Source organism: Dactylosporangium sp. NPDC051484 (assembly GCF_040689395.1).
Taxonomy (GTDB): Bacteria; Actinomycetota; Actinomycetes; order Mycobacteriales; family Micromonosporaceae; genus Dactylosporangium.
The window spans coordinates 1-14,753 of record NZ_JBFAZX010000024.1 but is presented as its reverse complement, the minus strand read 5'-3'; the positions used below and the strand labels follow the sequence as shown (position 1 = coordinate 14,753).

The 14,753-nt window shown below is 74.1% G+C and carries 7 protein-coding genes and 1 pseudogene; 4 read left to right on the top strand and 4 right to left on the bottom strand.

The features are described 5' to 3' along the window. Positions 1-3: 3 nt before the first annotated feature. Genes AB0367_RS29300 through AB0367_RS29285 form a run of 4 tightly spaced genes read right to left on the bottom strand, consistent with a single transcriptional unit; the run spans position 4 to position 11,259 of the window. Complete coding sequence (locus tag AB0367_RS29300) at positions 4-7,170, bottom strand: amino acid adenylation domain-containing protein (RefSeq protein ID WP_366229680.1); 7,167 nt, start codon at positions 7,168-7,170, stop codon at positions 4-6. After that, on the bottom strand, positions 7,167-7,370 hold the full coding sequence (locus tag AB0367_RS29295; protein WP_366229679.1) for an MbtH family NRPS accessory protein: 204 nt from the start codon (positions 7,368-7,370) through the stop codon (positions 7,167-7,169). Before AB0367_RS29295 ends, AB0367_RS29300 begins: the two co-directional genes overlap by 4 nt. 40 nt (positions 7,371-7,410) lie before the next feature. Continuing rightward, positions 7,411-8,034 carry a LysE family translocator gene (locus AB0367_RS29290; protein WP_366229678.1) on the bottom strand — a complete coding sequence of 208 codons (624 nt, stop codon included), beginning with the start codon at positions 8,032-8,034 and terminating at the stop codon, positions 7,411-7,413. Positions 8,035-8,091: 57 nt separating this feature from the next. Beyond that, a complete protein-coding gene (locus AB0367_RS29285) occupies positions 8,092-11,259 on the bottom strand; it encodes an amino acid adenylation domain-containing protein (protein ID WP_366229677.1) in 3,168 nt (1,055 codons plus the stop codon). A 382-nt stretch (positions 11,260-11,641) separates the two neighbouring features. Between AB0367_RS29285 and AB0367_RS29280 the strand changes: the two genes are divergently transcribed. The 4 genes and pseudogenes from AB0367_RS29280 to AB0367_RS29265 all read left to right on the top strand — a co-directional run. After that, positions 11,642-12,820 (top strand): argininosuccinate synthase domain-containing protein, encoded by a 1,179-nt coding sequence (locus AB0367_RS29280; RefSeq protein ID WP_366229676.1) that lies wholly within the window; start codon positions 11,642-11,644, stop codon positions 12,818-12,820. A gap of 28 nt (positions 12,821-12,848) precedes the next feature. Continuing rightward, positions 12,849-13,844 (top strand): aldo/keto reductase, encoded by a 996-nt coding sequence (locus tag AB0367_RS29275; protein ID WP_366229675.1) that lies wholly within the window; start codon positions 12,849-12,851, stop codon positions 13,842-13,844. Beyond that, entirely contained in the window at positions 13,841-14,575 is a 735-nt protein-coding gene (locus AB0367_RS29270) for a hypothetical protein (protein ID WP_366229674.1), read from the top strand. Before AB0367_RS29275 ends, AB0367_RS29270 begins: the two co-directional genes overlap by 4 nt. Beyond that, positions 14,572-14,753: pseudogene (locus AB0367_RS29265) on the top strand (sulfate adenylyltransferase small subunit); the annotation flags it as partial. The gene AB0367_RS29270 and the pseudogene AB0367_RS29265, both read left to right, overlap by 4 nt.

Below are 14,753 nucleotides of genomic sequence, written 5' to 3'. Positions count from 1 at the left end.
TCCTTAGCGCTCGGTGAGCAGGGTGTCGAGGATGCGGGCCACGGCGCTCGCCTGCGGCGGGCGCAGCACCGTGTAGTGGTCGCCGCCGACCGTGTGATGCTCGAACGCCGCGGGGGCCACGGCGCGCCAGCGTTCGGCGTCGTCGTCGCGTTCGGCGGCGCTGACGTGGACCAGGCGTCCGTCGTAGGGCTCCGGCCGGTGCGCCAGGAACGCCCGGGTGTTGGCCGCGAACGCCGCGAAGCGGGCCTCCAGCTCGTCGGGCGGCATCGCGGTGCCCAGGCCGGCGCCGGCCACGTCCTCGGCGAACCAGCCGCGCAGCTCCGCCTCGCCGGGCGGTTCGGCCGCGGGGGCGCCGGTGGGCAGGCCGGTGTCGAGCAGCGCGACGAACGCCACGGGCTCGCCGGCCGCGAGCAGCTGCCGGCCGATCTCCACGGCGACGGTCCCGCCGAAGGACCAGCCGGCGAGGTGGTACGGCCCATGCGGCTGCACGGTGCGGATCGCCTCGGCGTAGGCCGCGGCGAGGCCGGGCACCCCCGCGTCGCCCGCGCTGCCCTGCAGCCCGTAGCAGGGCCGGTCGGCGGCCAACAGCCCGGCGAGGGGCAGGTACGGCCCGACGGTGCCGCCGACGGCGTGCACGAGGAACAGCGGCGGTCGTTCGCCGCCGGGCCGCAGCGGCACGAGCGGCGAGCCGGGGTCGTGCCTCGCGTCGCCGGTGGGGCCGCCGTCGACGAGGACCGCGAGCCGCTGCAGGGTGTGGTTGGCGAACAGCTCCCGTGGGTGCAGTGCCGCTCCGGTCGCCTGCCGGATGCGGCTGATCAGCTGCGCGGTCTGCAGCGAGTTGCCGCCGAGGTCGAAGAACGTGTCGTTCGCGCCGATCCGCTCGGCGGGCACGGCGAGCAGCGCGGCCCAGATCTCGGCGAGGCGCAGCTGGGTGGCCCCGCTGGCCGGGACGTGCCCGGCGCCGGTGGCGTCGCCCGGGTCGGGCAGCCGCCGCAGGTCGATCTTGCCGTTGCCGTCGCGCGGCAGCTCCGGCAGGAGCACCAGCTGCCGCGGGACCATGTGCGGCGGCAGCTGCTCGGCGAGCGCGTCGCGCAACGCCGCCGGGTCGGGCGCCTCCCCGGACTCCGGCACGGCGTAGGCGACCAGCCGCGCGTGAGCGGTGTCCGCGTCCTTGACCACCACGACCGCCTGCCGGATGTCGGGCCGGTCGGCGAGGGCGTGCTCGATCTCGCCCGGCTCGATCCGCATGCCGCGGATCTGTACCTGCCGGTCGGCTCGGCCGAGGAAGTCGAGGTTGCCGTCGGCGCGCCAGCGGACGAGGTCGCCGGTGGCGTACATGCGGGCGCCCGGCTCGGCGACGAACGGGTCGGGCACGAACCTGTCCGCGGTGAGGTCGGGCCGGCCGGCGTAGCCGAGGGCCAGGCCGGCGCCGCCGATGTACAGCTGGCCGGCCACGCCGATGGGGACCGGGCGCAGGCCGGCGTCGAGCACGTACACCAGCTGGTTGTCCATCGGCCGGCCGATCGGCGGCCGCAGCTCGTACCGCCCGGGCGGGCAGGGGTGGTCGGTGCTGATGACGGTGGTCTCGGTCGGGCCGTAGCCGTTGCGGAACTCGCGGTGCGGTGCCGCCCAGCGCTCGGGCAGCTCCGCCGGGCAGGTCTCGCCGGCGACCATGACCAGCCGAAGGTCCCGCGGCACCCGCGGGTCCATGAGGCCCAGCAGCGCGGGCGGCACGTAGGTCACGGTGACCCGTTCGTCGCGCAGCACGGCGCCGAGGGCGTCCGGGTCGGTCAGGCTGTCACGGGGAACGCCGACCACGGTGGCTCCGGCGGCGAACGCCGCGTAGAAGTCGAAGATCGACACGTCGAACGCCGTGTTGGCGACCTGCGCGAGGCGGTCCCGGTCGGTGATCGCGTAGCGCACGGCCGTGCTCTGGGCGAACTGCACGGCCGCCCGGTGCGGGATCATCACGCCCTTCGGCGTCCCGGTGGAGCCGGAGGTGTACATGATGTAGGCCAGGTCGTCCGGGCGCACGTCGGCGGCCGGCGCGGTGACCGCAGCCGCCGCCAGCCGCGCCGCCGTGGCCGGGTCGTCCAGGCACAGCCGCGGCATCTGCGGCGGCAGCAGCCCGGCCAGGCCGGTGGTGGTGAGCACGACCGGCGCGGCGCCGTCGGCGAGCTGGAAGGCGATGCGCTGCGCCGGGTTGCGCGGGTCGATCGGCAGCCACGCCGCTCCGGTCTTGAGCACCGCCGCCTGGGCCACCGGCTGGTCGAGGCCGCGGTCGAGCAGCACGCCGACGCGGTGGCCGGTGCCGATGCCGTGGTCCTGCGCCAAGACCTGGGCGAGCCGGTTCGCACGCTCCTCCAGCCGGCCGTAGGTCAGTTCGTCGCCGCCGTGGCGCATGGCGACCTGCCCGGGCCGGGCGGTCGCGTGCCCGGCGGCCAGGTCGTGCAGCAGACCGCCGGGCCGGGCGACCGGGGCCGGGTTCCAGTCCCGCACGACGGTGCGCAGCTCGTCGGGGCCGAGCAGCGGCAGCGCGTCGATCGGGGTGTCCGGCGCTGCGGTCGCCGCGCGCAGCACGGTGGTGAGGTGCTCGGTGAGCCGCTCGATCCGGTCGGCGTCGAAGAGCTCGGTGGAGTACTCGATCGCCAGGTCGAGCTCGCCCGCGGGGCCGTCGGTCAGCGCGATGGTCAGGTCGAAGCGGGCCCCGTCGGTGCCGGCGGCGACCGGCTCGACCACGGCATCGCCGAGGCGGATCTCGGCGGCGGCGACCTCGGCGGTCTGCAGGCTGAAGCTGACCTGGAACAGCGGGTTGCGGCCGGGCACCCGGTCCGGCCGCAGCAGGTCGACGACGAGGCCGAACGGCACGTCCTGGTGGGCGGTCGCGTCGAGCACGGTGTCGTGGCAACGGCGGACCAGTTCGGCGAAGGTGGGGCGGCCGGCGGTGTCCGTCCGCAGCACCACGACGTTGGCGAAGTACCCGACGAGCGGCTCCAGCTCGAAGCGGGTGCGCCCGGAGAAGACCGAGCCGATGGCGAGGTCGTCCTGGCCGGTGTAGCGCCGCAGCACCACGCCGAAGCCGGCCAGCGCGACGGCCAGGAAGGTCGCCTGCTCGCGCCGGGCGACACCGCGCACGGCGTCGCCGAGGCCGTGCGGCAGCCGCCGGCTCAGCTGGGCTCCGGCGCCGGCCGGGCGGGCCGGGCGGGGCCGATCGGCCGGGAACTCCAGCTCGGGCAGGCCGTCGAGGGCGCGCCGCCAGTAGGCCAGGTGCTCCGCGAGCCGCTCGTCGCGGTCCGCGCCGGGGCCGCCGCCGCGCTGCCAGGCGGCGTGGTCGGCGGGCTGCAGGTCCAGTGGGGCGAGCGTCTGCCCGGCGTACAGCCGGGACAGCTCGTCGGTGAGCAGGGCGATGGACCAGCCGTCGGCGATGATGTGGTGCACGACGATGAGCAGCCGGTGCTCGTCCGGGCCGACGCGGGCGAGGCTGGTGCGCAACAGCGGCCCGGTGCGCAGGTCGAACGGGGCGTGGGTGCCGTCGTGCAGCCACCGGGCGGCGTCGGTGACGTCCTGCACCGGTAGCGGCCACGTGGCCGGCGGCGGGTCGATGACCTGCACCGGGACGCCGTTGTGCTCCTCGAACCGGGTGCGCAGGCTCTCGTGGCGGGCGACCAGGGCGGCGAACGCGCGGCCGAGCGCCTGCGGGTCGAGCGCGCCGCGGATGCGCAGGGCGAGCGGCAGGTGGTAGGTCGTGGCGGCCGGGTCGAGCTGGTGCAGCAGCCACAGCCCCTCCTGCTGGTGCGAGCAGGGCAGCGGGGCGCCGCGCGGGGCGGCGGGGATGCGGTCCGCGCCGGGGCTGGCTCGCTGGGCGTCGCGCGCGGCCCGCTTGCGGGCGAGCAGGGCCTCCAGCGCGGCGATCTCCTCGTCCTCGTCCGCCTGCACGGTCTCGGCCGAAGGGCCGGGTGCGGCCAGGGTGTCGACGAGGGCGGCGAGCTGGTCGAGGCGTGCGGCGCTGAAGATCTGGCGCGGCTCGAGGCCGACCCCGAACGCGTCGCGGATGCGGGCGATGAGCTGGATCGACTGCATCGAGTTGCCGCCGAGGCCGAAGAACGTGTCGTCGGCACCGATCTGGTCCTCGCCGGCGCCGAGCAGCCCGGCCCACAGCCCGGCGAGGTGGCGCTCAGTGGCGGTCCGCGGCGCCTGGTGCGGCTGCTGCTCGTCCGGCTCCGCGGGTGCGGGCAGCCGGGCCTCGTCGACCTTGCCCGACGGGGTCAGCGGGAGCGCGTCGAGGTGGTGCAGGGCGGCGGGGACCATGTGCAGCGGCAGCCGCTCGGTGAGATGCTCACGCAACGCGGCCAGGTCGACGACCCGGTCCGGCTCCGGCACGACGTAGGCGGCGAGGTGGGCCTGGGCGGTGCCGCCCTGCCGCAGCGTCACCGCGCTCTGCCGGACGCCGGGGAAGCTGTTCACGGTGTGCTCGACCTCGCCGAGTTCGACGCGCAGCCCGCGGAGCTTGACCTGCCGGTCGGTCCGGCCGAGGAACTCGAGCTGGCCGTCGGCACGCCAGCGGACCAGGTCGCCGGTGGCGTACATGCGCTCGCCCGGGCCGAGACCGAACTCGGTGGCGAACGGGTCGGGGAGGAACTTGTCCGCGGTCAGATCGGGCCGGCCGAGGTAGCCGTGCGCGAGGCCGGCACCGGCCATGAACAGCTCGCCGGGCACGCCGACCGGCACCGGGCGCAGCCCCGGGTCGAGCACGTAGGCGCGGTGGTTGGCCATCGCCCGGCCGATCGGCGGGGCGGCGGTGAGCGGCTCGTCCGGGCAGCGGTAGTCGGTGCAGGTGATGGTGACCTCGGTCGGGCCGTAGCCGTTGTGGAACTGCCGGCCGGGCCGGGCCCAGCGGTTGACCAGCTCGGCGCCGAACGGTTCCATGCCGATGAACAGCACACGCAGGTCGCTGAGCGGTTCGGGGTCGAGCAGCCGCAGCACCGCAGGCGGGATGTCGCCGTAGGTGATCCGCTCGTCGCGCATCAGGGCCTGCAGCGCGTCGGGGTCGAACAGGGTGGTGCGGGGCGCGCCGACGACGGTGGCGCCGGCGCTGAAGGTGGCGAAGAAGTCCGACACGCTCACGTCGAAGGTCGGGTTGGCCAGCTGCAGCACGCGGTCGCCGGGCCCGAGGTCGAACAGCTCGACGAGGTTGCGGCAGAAGTGCACGGCGGCCCGGTGCGGCACCAGCACGCCCTTGGGCCGCCCGGTCGACCCCGAGGTGTAGATGACGTAGGCGGTGTCCTCGGGGTCGACGTCCACGTAGGGCGCGGTGGCGGGCTGCTCGTCGCCGTCGCGGGCGTCCAGCAGGACGGTGGCGATGCCGTCCTGGAGCCGGTCGGCGAGGTCGGCGGTGGTGAGCACCAGTGCGACCCCGGCGTCGGCGAGCTGGTACGCGAGGCGGTCACGCGGGTACTGCGGGTCCAGTGGCACCCAGGCGCCGCCGCTCTTGAGCACCGCGAGCTGCGCGACCGGGAGATCGAAGCCGCGCTCCAGCAGCACGCCGACGTGGCTGCGGGGCTTCACCCCGGCGGTGATGAGCTGGTGCGCGAGCCGGTTGGCCCGCTGGTCGAGTTCGCCGTAGGTGAGGTCGGCGCCGGCGAAGCGCATGGCCGTCCGGGCGGGCGCCTCGGCGGCGCGCTCGGCGAAGACGGTGTGCAGCAGGGTCGCGCCGGGGCGCGGTACCGGTGCCGGATTCCACGCGCGGACGACCTGGGTGCGTTCGGCCGCGGTGAGCACCTCGACGGCGCTGATGGGCACGTCGGGGTCGTCGGCCACCTGGGCGAGCACCGTCGCCAGGTGCCCGACCAGCCGCTCGACGCGGCCGGCGTCGAACAGCTCGGTGGAGTACTCCACGGTCACGTCGAGCCCGTCGTCCGGGCGTTCCTCGGCGGCGACGGCGAGGTCGAAGCGGGCGCTGGTCGCGCCTCGCGGCAGCGCGCGGACGCGCACGCCGGGCAGCGTGAGCGCGGCCTCGGTGACCGCCTTGGCCTGCAGCGTGAAGCTGATCTGGAACAGCGGGTTGCGGCCGGGCACCCGATCGGGGCGCAGCGCGTCGACGACGAGGCCGAATGGCACCTCCTGGTGTGCGGACGCGCCGAGGACGGTGTCGTGGCAGCGGCGCACGAGCTCGCGGAAGGCCGGGTCGCCGGCGAGGCTGGTGCGCAGCACGAGCGTGTTGACGAAGAAACCCACCAGGGGCTCGATCTCCGAGCGGGTGCGGCCCGAGAAGATCGACCCGACGGCGAGGTCGTCCTGGCCGGTGTAGCGGTGCAGCACCGTGAGGAACCCGGCCAGCAGTACGGCCAGGAACGACACGCGCTCGGCGGCGGCCAGGGCCCGCAGCCGCTGGGCGAGCCCGTCGGGCAGCGGCCGGGCGAGCAGAGCCCCGGCGCCGGTCGGCTGGGCGGGCCGAGGCCGGTCGGCCGGGAACTCCAGCGTCCCGATGCCGTCCAGGGTGCGGCGCCAGAAGTTCAGCTGCTCGTCGAGGGCGGCGCCGGACAACCGGCGGCGCTGCCAGGCGGCGTGGTCGGCCGGCTGGATGCTCAGCGGCGGCAGCGGGTCCGTGCCGGTCGGCGCGGACAGCAGCGCGGACAGTTCGGTGCACAGGATGCCCAGCGACCAGCCGTCGGCGATGACGTGGTGCAGCACCAGCAGCAGCACGTGGTCGTCGGGGCCGACCCCGGCCAGCTCGGTGCGCAGCAGCGGCGCCTTGGCCAGGTCGAACGGCCGGTCCGTGGCGGCGCGGATCCAGTCATCGAGGCCGCTCTCGGCCACCGGGGTCACCGGCAGCGGCCAGTCGGGCGGTGGCGGGTCGGCGAGCTGCTGACCGTCCGCGTCGAACCGGGTCCGCAGGCTCTCGTGGCGGGCCACCAGCCGGCGCAGGGCGTCGCGCAGGGCCGCGATGTCGAGCGGGCCACGCAGCCGCAGCGCGAGCGGGATGTGGTACACGGCCGAGGCAGGGTCGAGCTGGTGCAGGTACCACAGCCCCTCCTGCTGGTACGACCCGGGCAGGGCCCCGTCCCGCGGCACCGGCGTGACCCGCTCCTGCTCCTCGCGGCGTTGCCGCAGCCGTAGCTCGAGCAGCGCCCGCCGCTTCTCCTCGAGGGTCATGCCCGCGGGGCGGGTCATCGGCGCACGCTCAGCGGCCGCAGGTCGGTCCACACCTGGGCGATGTGGGCGAGGCACTCGGCCCGGGTGCCGTGCACGCCGATCTCGCGCCACCCGGCGGGCACCTCGCGACCGGCGGGCCACACCGAGTGCTGCTCCTCGTGGTTGACCACCACCGTGAAGACGGGCTCGTCGGGGCGGTGCTCTGCTGTCTCGGTCATGGTTGTGCTCCCGTTGTCGATGAATTGCGGTGCCGCGCACTCAGACCACCAGCCGGACCGCGAGCGCGATGAAGACCGTGCCGGCGATGCGGTTGAGGATCGTGTCGGCCCTCCGGCGCCGCTGCAGCCATCGGCCGAGCCGGCCGGCGCTGATCCCGATGAGCGAGTCGACCAGCAGGCCCACGACGACGAAGGTCAGCCCGAGGATGAGCAGCTGCAGCGTCGGATGGCCGCGGCCGGCGTCGACGAACTGCGGCAGGAACGCCAGGTAGAACAGGATGATCTTCGGGTTGAGGATGTTGGTGACCATGGCCCGCCACAGCACGCGCCAGGTGGCGACCCGGTCCTGCACCGCCGGTGTCCGCCCCAGCTCCGATCGGGTACGCCAGGCCTGGACGCCCATGTACACCAGGTATGCCGCGCCGCCGTACTTGATCACCTCGTAGGCCACCGGCGAGGCGGCCAGCACGGCGGCGAGTCCCAGCGTCACCGCGAGGGTGTGCACCAGCATCCCGATCGCCATGCCGGCCGACGCCACGACCCCGGCCAGCGGGCCCTGGCTCAGTGAGGTCGCCACGAGATACAGCATGTCGGGGCCCGGCGTCACGCAGATGAGCAGGATCGCGACGAGGAACACGAGGAAGAGCGCGAGGTTCAGCGGCATCCCCGCATCCTCGCACCGGCGCGTGGCCGGCGTCGGCGGTCCTCCTGAGGCCCTCGCTCATCGCCGCGCGCCCAGGCCGGCGCCGACGTCGGAGGGCGCCAGGCCGTCCAGGAACGGGGTCAGGTCGTCCAGCGCGGTGCGGGTGACCAGCGCCGCCATGCTCGGTGCGTGGCTGGTGAACTCGGCGACGGCGAAGTGACGCGAACTGTCGGTGAACATCGCCTCCAGGGCAGCCGGCGCGGCCGGGCCGTCGTCGTGCGGGGCGGGCAGCAGCATCGCCGCCCGGACCAGCAGCTCGTCGGCGCCGTCGCGCTCGACGAGCTCGTGCAGCCGGGCCCAGAACCGCGGGAAGCCGCCGGGCTCGGCGATGCCACGGTCCACCAGAGCGTCGAAGACCTCGGCGAAGCGCAGCGAGGTCGGGCGCAGCAGGTGCACCCGGTCGCCGGTCGGGCGCCGGCCGGTGACCGCGGTGGCGACGTATCCGGCCACGAGGTCGACGGGCAGGTGATCCGTGGCGGCGGTGGTCGGGAAGACGATGCCGGTGCGCGCGCACGCGGCGATCAGGCCGTGCGCGATGGAGGCGGCGTTGGGCACCCCGGTGCGGCTGTGCGGCCAGATCTCGCCGAGCCGGTAGACGACGGAGTCCAGCCCGTAGCGGCGGGAGTCCTCCAGCACGTGCTCGACGACGTGCTTGGAGCGGCTGTAGCCGTCGGCGGGCGGCCGGGCCGGGTCGGGCAGGCGGTCCTCGCCGATCGGTGCCCCGCCGTGTCCGGCGAGCTCGTCGGCGCCGAACGCGCTGAAGCTGGACAGCACGTGCAGCCGGCAGCCGTCGCCGGTCAGGGCCAGGCGCAGCAGCTCCCGCGTGCCGAGGACGTTGTCGGCGCGCAGGCCGGCGTAGTCGGACAGGAAGTTCACCCGCGCGCCGGCGTGCAGCACGGCGTCGACCTCGTGTGCGAGGCGGGTGAAGGCGCCGTGGGGCAGCCCGAGCTCCGGCGCCGCGAGGTCGCCGGCGATGATGCGCAGCTGGCCGTATCCCAGCGCGTAGTCGAGGCGGGTGAGTGCCTCGGCGAGCCGGTAGTGCCGTAGCGCGGCTCGCAGGCGCTCCCGTGCGGCCGGTACGTCGGCGGCGCGCACGAGGCAGATGATGTGCACCGTCGGCCGGGACAGCAACTCAGCCAGCAGATGCGCGCCGATGAACCCGGTGCTGCCCGTGACGAGAACCCGGTGCGAGCGCTGAGGGGCGGGCCGGGCCCGCACGGCGCCGAGCTCTGCCACCCGCCGGTCGGCCTCCAGCTGGGTGATGCCACCGTCCGCGCGGGCGGGCCGGCCACCGCCGAGCAGCAGCGCGGCCTGCTCGCGCACGGTGTCGGCGCGAAGCAGCGCGCCGACGTCGACCGGCCGGCCGGCACGGCTGCCCAGCAGCGTGCCGATGCGGTGGGCCAGTAGCGAGGTGCCGCCGTACTCAGTGAAGGCGACGTCGACCGAGACGGTCTCCACCTGCAGCACCTCACGCCACACCCCGGCGACGAGTTCCTCGGTGCCGGAGGCCGGCGCGACGACGGCGGTAGGCTCGGCGGCCTCGGCGATCCGCTCGGCGGCGAGCTGTTCCAGCCGGCGCCGGTCGAGCTTGCCGTTGGGTGTCAGGGGCAGCTCCGCGAGACGGACCAGGCGGCGCGGCACCACCTCGGCGGGCAGCTGCCGGCGCAGGTGCGCCACGACGGCGTCGGTCTCCGGCTCGCCCGGCGACCCGGCGGTGAGGAACGCGACCAGGGAACGGCCCGCGCCCTCGCCGCTGGCCACTACGGCGGCGTCGCGCACCCCGGCCACCTCCAGCAGCGCGCGCTCGATCTCGGCGAGCTCGATGCGCACGCCGCCGACCTTGACCTGGTCGTCGCGGCGGCCGTCGAAGCGCAGCAGGCCGTCCGGTCCGACGTGGCCGAGGTCGCCGGTGCGGTACAGCGTGGGCCCGGGCACGGCGGTGAACGGGTTGTCCACGAACGCCTGGGCGGTGCGCTCGGCGTCGTGCAGGTATCCGGCGCCGACGCACTCGCCGCCGATGAAGATCTCACCGATCTTGCCCGGCGGCAGGGGGCGCAGGTCGTCGTCGAGGACGAGCGCCGCGGTGTTCGGGATGGGCCCGCCCAGCGGAATGCTGCCGTCCTGTCCGGAAACCGCGACCGGGTCGGCGTCGAGGTCGATGTCGTGGAAGACCGAGCCGATCGAGCACTCGGTGGGGCCGTAGGTGTTGGTCACCCGCAGTCCGGGCAGCAGTGTGTGCAGCCGCTGCAGGACGTGGCGGTTGGCGGCCTCGCCGCCGATCAGCATGCGACGTAGGCCGGACAGGTCGGCGACCAGGTCCGGGCGCAGCTCCAGCAGGGCGACCAGCGCGCTGAGCACCGATGGCACGAAGTCGGTGATGGTGATGCCGTGCCGGCCGATGATCCGACAGGTCTCCTCGAGGTCGAGGATGCCGCGACGGTCGGGGATGACGACACGCCCGCCGGTGGTGAGCGGCCACAGCACCTGCCACATCGACGAGTCGAAGGTCGGGCGGCTGTTCTGCAGCACGATCTGCCCGGCGCCGTCGCCGAAGTGCCCCGACATCGCGGTGAGCCGGTTGACCAGGCCGCGGTGGCGGTTGAGGGTGCACTTCGGGGTCCCGGTCGAGCCGGAGGTGAAGTAGCCGTAGATGAGGTCCTCGGGCCCCGGCCGCGCGCCGTCCGCGGGGGCGGCGGCCGGTGCCGGCGGGAGGTCGTCGACGGCCAGCACGACCGTTTTGGGCCCGTCCGACGCGGGCACGGCGGCCCCGGTCGCACGGACGGCGAGGATGACGGCGGGGGCGAGCTGACGCAGCGCGCCCTGGATGCGGGTTGCCGGCCAGTCCGGGTCGACCGGCACGTAGACGGCGCCGGCCTTCATCGCGCCGAGGACGGCGACGGGGAAGTGCAGGCTGTTGCCGATCAGGAGGGGCACGAGGTCGCCCGGGCCGACGCCGTGCTCGCGCAGGGCGGCGGCGACCGTCGTGGCGGCGGCGTCGAGCTCGGCGAAGGTCAGGCCGGCCGGGCCGTGGCTCACGGCGGGGCGGTCGGGCGTGCCGCGCGCGACGACCTCGAAGAGGTCGAGCACCGAGCAGGTGCGAGGAAACTCCCGGGCCTCGCCGATGCCGTGCGGCACGGCGTCGTGTCCGGCTCGATGGTGGTGGTCGGTCGTGGGGTTGCTCGTCATGACACGGCTCCGGGCGCGCTGGATCGCCGCCGGTAGGGTCGTGCCGGCGGCGGGACAGAATGTGGCTTGTGACCTGGGTCTATGACCGAATGATGAACGGAGAGGTATGAAGTATCCGTAGATCATTCATAGAGGTCAATCAGCTGGTGCTTCTCGGTCCGTTAACAATGACTGGGCTGCGACGTCGATGAGTGTTAACATCGGGCCGTTGGCGAGAGAGGACGGCGAATGACGTTACCCCGCGTCGTTGGGCCCGAACAAGTGCTGATCGGTTTTCTGTCGGGTCGCGGATCTCCGTCACAACCCGTCGCTCCGACGGGATTTCCGACAGTTCACGAAGGGCCTTGCCAATTTTTCATGATCAGCCTTTATCATATCGATCATGTATGTTGGGTCACTCGCTGAACGCTCGGTCGGCGTGCTGCAGGGAGGCGGACTGTCCAGCACCGCCCTGGGCATCTGGCTGGCCGAGCGGGGCGTCGACGCGCACCACCTGATCGCCGACATCGGGCAGGCGCCGCGCGCCGAGTTGGAGGCCGTCGTCGCCGCCTGGCGGGCCCAGGGGGCGCCGGCCACGCTCGTCGACCTGCGCGCCCCGATGGCCGCGCTCGCCCTCGACCTCGTGCGCTACCAGGCCCGCCACGACGGCGGCTACTGGAACACCACCGGCGCAGCCCGGCTCGTGCTCGTCGAGCAACTCGCGCCGCGGCTGGTCGCCGAGGGGCACAGCGTGCTCGCCCACGGCTGCGTCGGCGGCGGCAACGACCAGCGCCGATTCGCCCGTTACACCGCCCGGTTCGCACCGGGCCTGGATGTGTACGCGCCATGGATCGACCCGTCCGCGCTGCGCCGATTCCCGGGCCGCGAGGCGATGCTCGACGCGGTGCAGGCGGCCGGCCTGCCGCTGGATGAGGGCAGCGGCGCCGACTGGTCGACCGACGCCTCGCTCGCCGGGGCCTCGCACGAGTCCGCGGCCCTCGAGGACCTCCGGGTGCCCGTCGACGCGCGCACGCTGCGGCCCCGCTGGAGTCGCTGGCCCGCCGACGCCCCCGACGACCCGCGCACCGTCACCGTGACGGTCGCCGAGGGCCGCATCACCGACATCGACGGCAGTGGACCGGACCCGATCGCCATCCTGCTGCGTGCCGGCGAGCTCGGCGCCCACCACGGTGTGTGGCTGCGCGACGTGGTCGAGCGGCGCATCATCGGCACCGTCTGCCGCGGCGTCTACGAGGCGCCGGCGTTGGAGGTGCTGGGCGCCGCCTGGCAGCGCGTGCTGCAGACCAGCCTCGACCAGCCGTCGCGCGCGCTCTACGAGCAACTCAGCGGCACTCTTGGCGCCGCCGTCTACGAGGCCTGGTATGCCGACCCGGCCGCCGTGTCCGCCCGGGCCGCGCTCGACGCGCTGCTCGAGCGGGCCTCGGCCACCGTCACACTCACGTTGCACCGCGGCACAGCCCGCCCCACCGCCGTGGACGTCACCGCGTCCGGCGCCCTGCAGCAGACCCGGTTCGGCACCGGCGGCAACCGGTGGCGCGAACCACTCACCGCCGCCGTGTGAGCGGCCGAGAAGACAAGGAGGACGATCGATGCGGTACCGCACCTTCGGCCGGCTCGGCTGGCCGGTCAGCGAAATCGGCTACGGCATGTGGGGCATCGGCGGCGGCGAAGGCGGCTGGACCGGCGCCGACGACACCACCGGCAAGGAGGCCCTGCTGGAGGCCGTCCGGCTCGGCTGCAACTTCTTCGACACCGCCTGGATCTACGGCCGCGGCCACAGCGAGCGGCTGCTCGGCGGCCTGCGCACCAGCGTCGGTGAGGCTCCGGCGGCGGGCGGGCTGAAGCTGGCCACGAAGATCCCGCCGAAGGACCGCCGGTGGCCCTCCACCCGCGACTCGGCGATCGCTGACGTCTTCCCCGAGGAGCACATCCGCGAATACGTCGACCGCAGCCTGGATAACCTCGGCGTCGAGCGCATCGACCTGCTGCAGTTCCACGTCTGGGAGGACACCTGGGCCCGCGAGCCGGAATGGCAGCGGGTCGTGGCCGACCTGCGCGACCAGGGCCTCGTCGACGGGATCGGGATCAGCATCAACCGCTGGGAGCCGTGGAACGTCCTCGACACCCTCCAGACCGGTCTCATCGACGCCGTGCAGGTCATCTACAACGTCCTCGACCAGGCCCCCGAGGACAAGCTCTTCGGCGTCTGCGCCGAGCTGGACATCGCCGTCATCGCCCGGGTCCCCTTCGACGAGGGCACCCTCACCGGGACCCTGACCCGCGAGAGCACCTGGCCCGAGGGTGACTGGCGCAACAGCTACTTCGTGCCGGCAAACCTCGAAGCCAGCGTCTCGCGGGCCGAGGCCCTCACGGCCGTCCTGCCCGACGGGGTCAGCCTGCCCGAGCTGGCGCTGCGCTTCATCCTCGCCAACCCCCAGGTCAGCACGGTCATCCCGGGGATGCGCACGCTCCCGCACGTGCGCGCCAACATCGCCACCAGCGACGCCCCGCCGCTCGACCCGGCCCTGCTGGACGAGCTGCGCCGGCACCGCTGGGACCGGGAGCCGACGGAGTGGTCGCAGTGAGCATCCCTCCCGTCATCGTCATGTGGGCGGTACCACGCTCGCGCTCCACCGCCTTCCTCCGCATGATCATCGAGCGCGGCGACCTCGACGTCGTGCACGAACCCTTCTCCAACCTCGCCGCCACCGGCCGGTTCGACCTGGGCGAAGCCACCGCCACGTCCATCGAGGAGCTCTTCGAGCTCCTGCTGGACCGGGCCCGCGCGAGTGAGCGGCGGCTGTTCGTCAAGGAGACCGCCGACTACCGCTACGGCGCCCTGCTCGCCGACCCGCGGCTGCACACCGACCTCACCAACACGTTCATGATCCGCGACCCCGCCGCCGTCGTCGGCTCGCACTACGCCATGAACCGCACCGTCGAACGCGACGAGATCGGCTTCGAGCGGGTGTACGAGATCTTCAACGTCGTCCGGGCGGCCGGCGCCCCCACCGTCGTGATCGACGGTGACGACCTCGTCGCCGACCCGCCCGCCGTCGTCGCCCGCTACTGCGAGCTGACCGGCCTGCCGTTCCTGCCCGACGCGCTGACCTGGGACCAGGGCGCCCGCCCCGAGTGGGCCCGGACCGAGGCGTGGCACCGTGACGTGTCCCGCAGCAGCGGCTTCACCGCCGCCGCCAACGAGCACCCGATCGACCCGGCCGACGCCGAGCGGGTGGACGCGCTCATCGCCTACCACCGCCCCTTCTACGAGCGGCTGCGGGAGCACCGCATCGCGGGGGCGGCGGTCCGATGAGCCGGCCTCCCTATCGGGTCTCCCATCTGGACGCGCTTGAGGCCGAGAGCCTGTTCGTCATGCGTGAGGTGCTCGCGGAGTTTGAGCGGCCGGTGCTGCTGTTCTCCGGCGGCAAGGATTCGATCGTGATGCTGCGGCTCGCCGAGAAGGCGTTCGCGCCCGCCCGGATCCCGTTCCC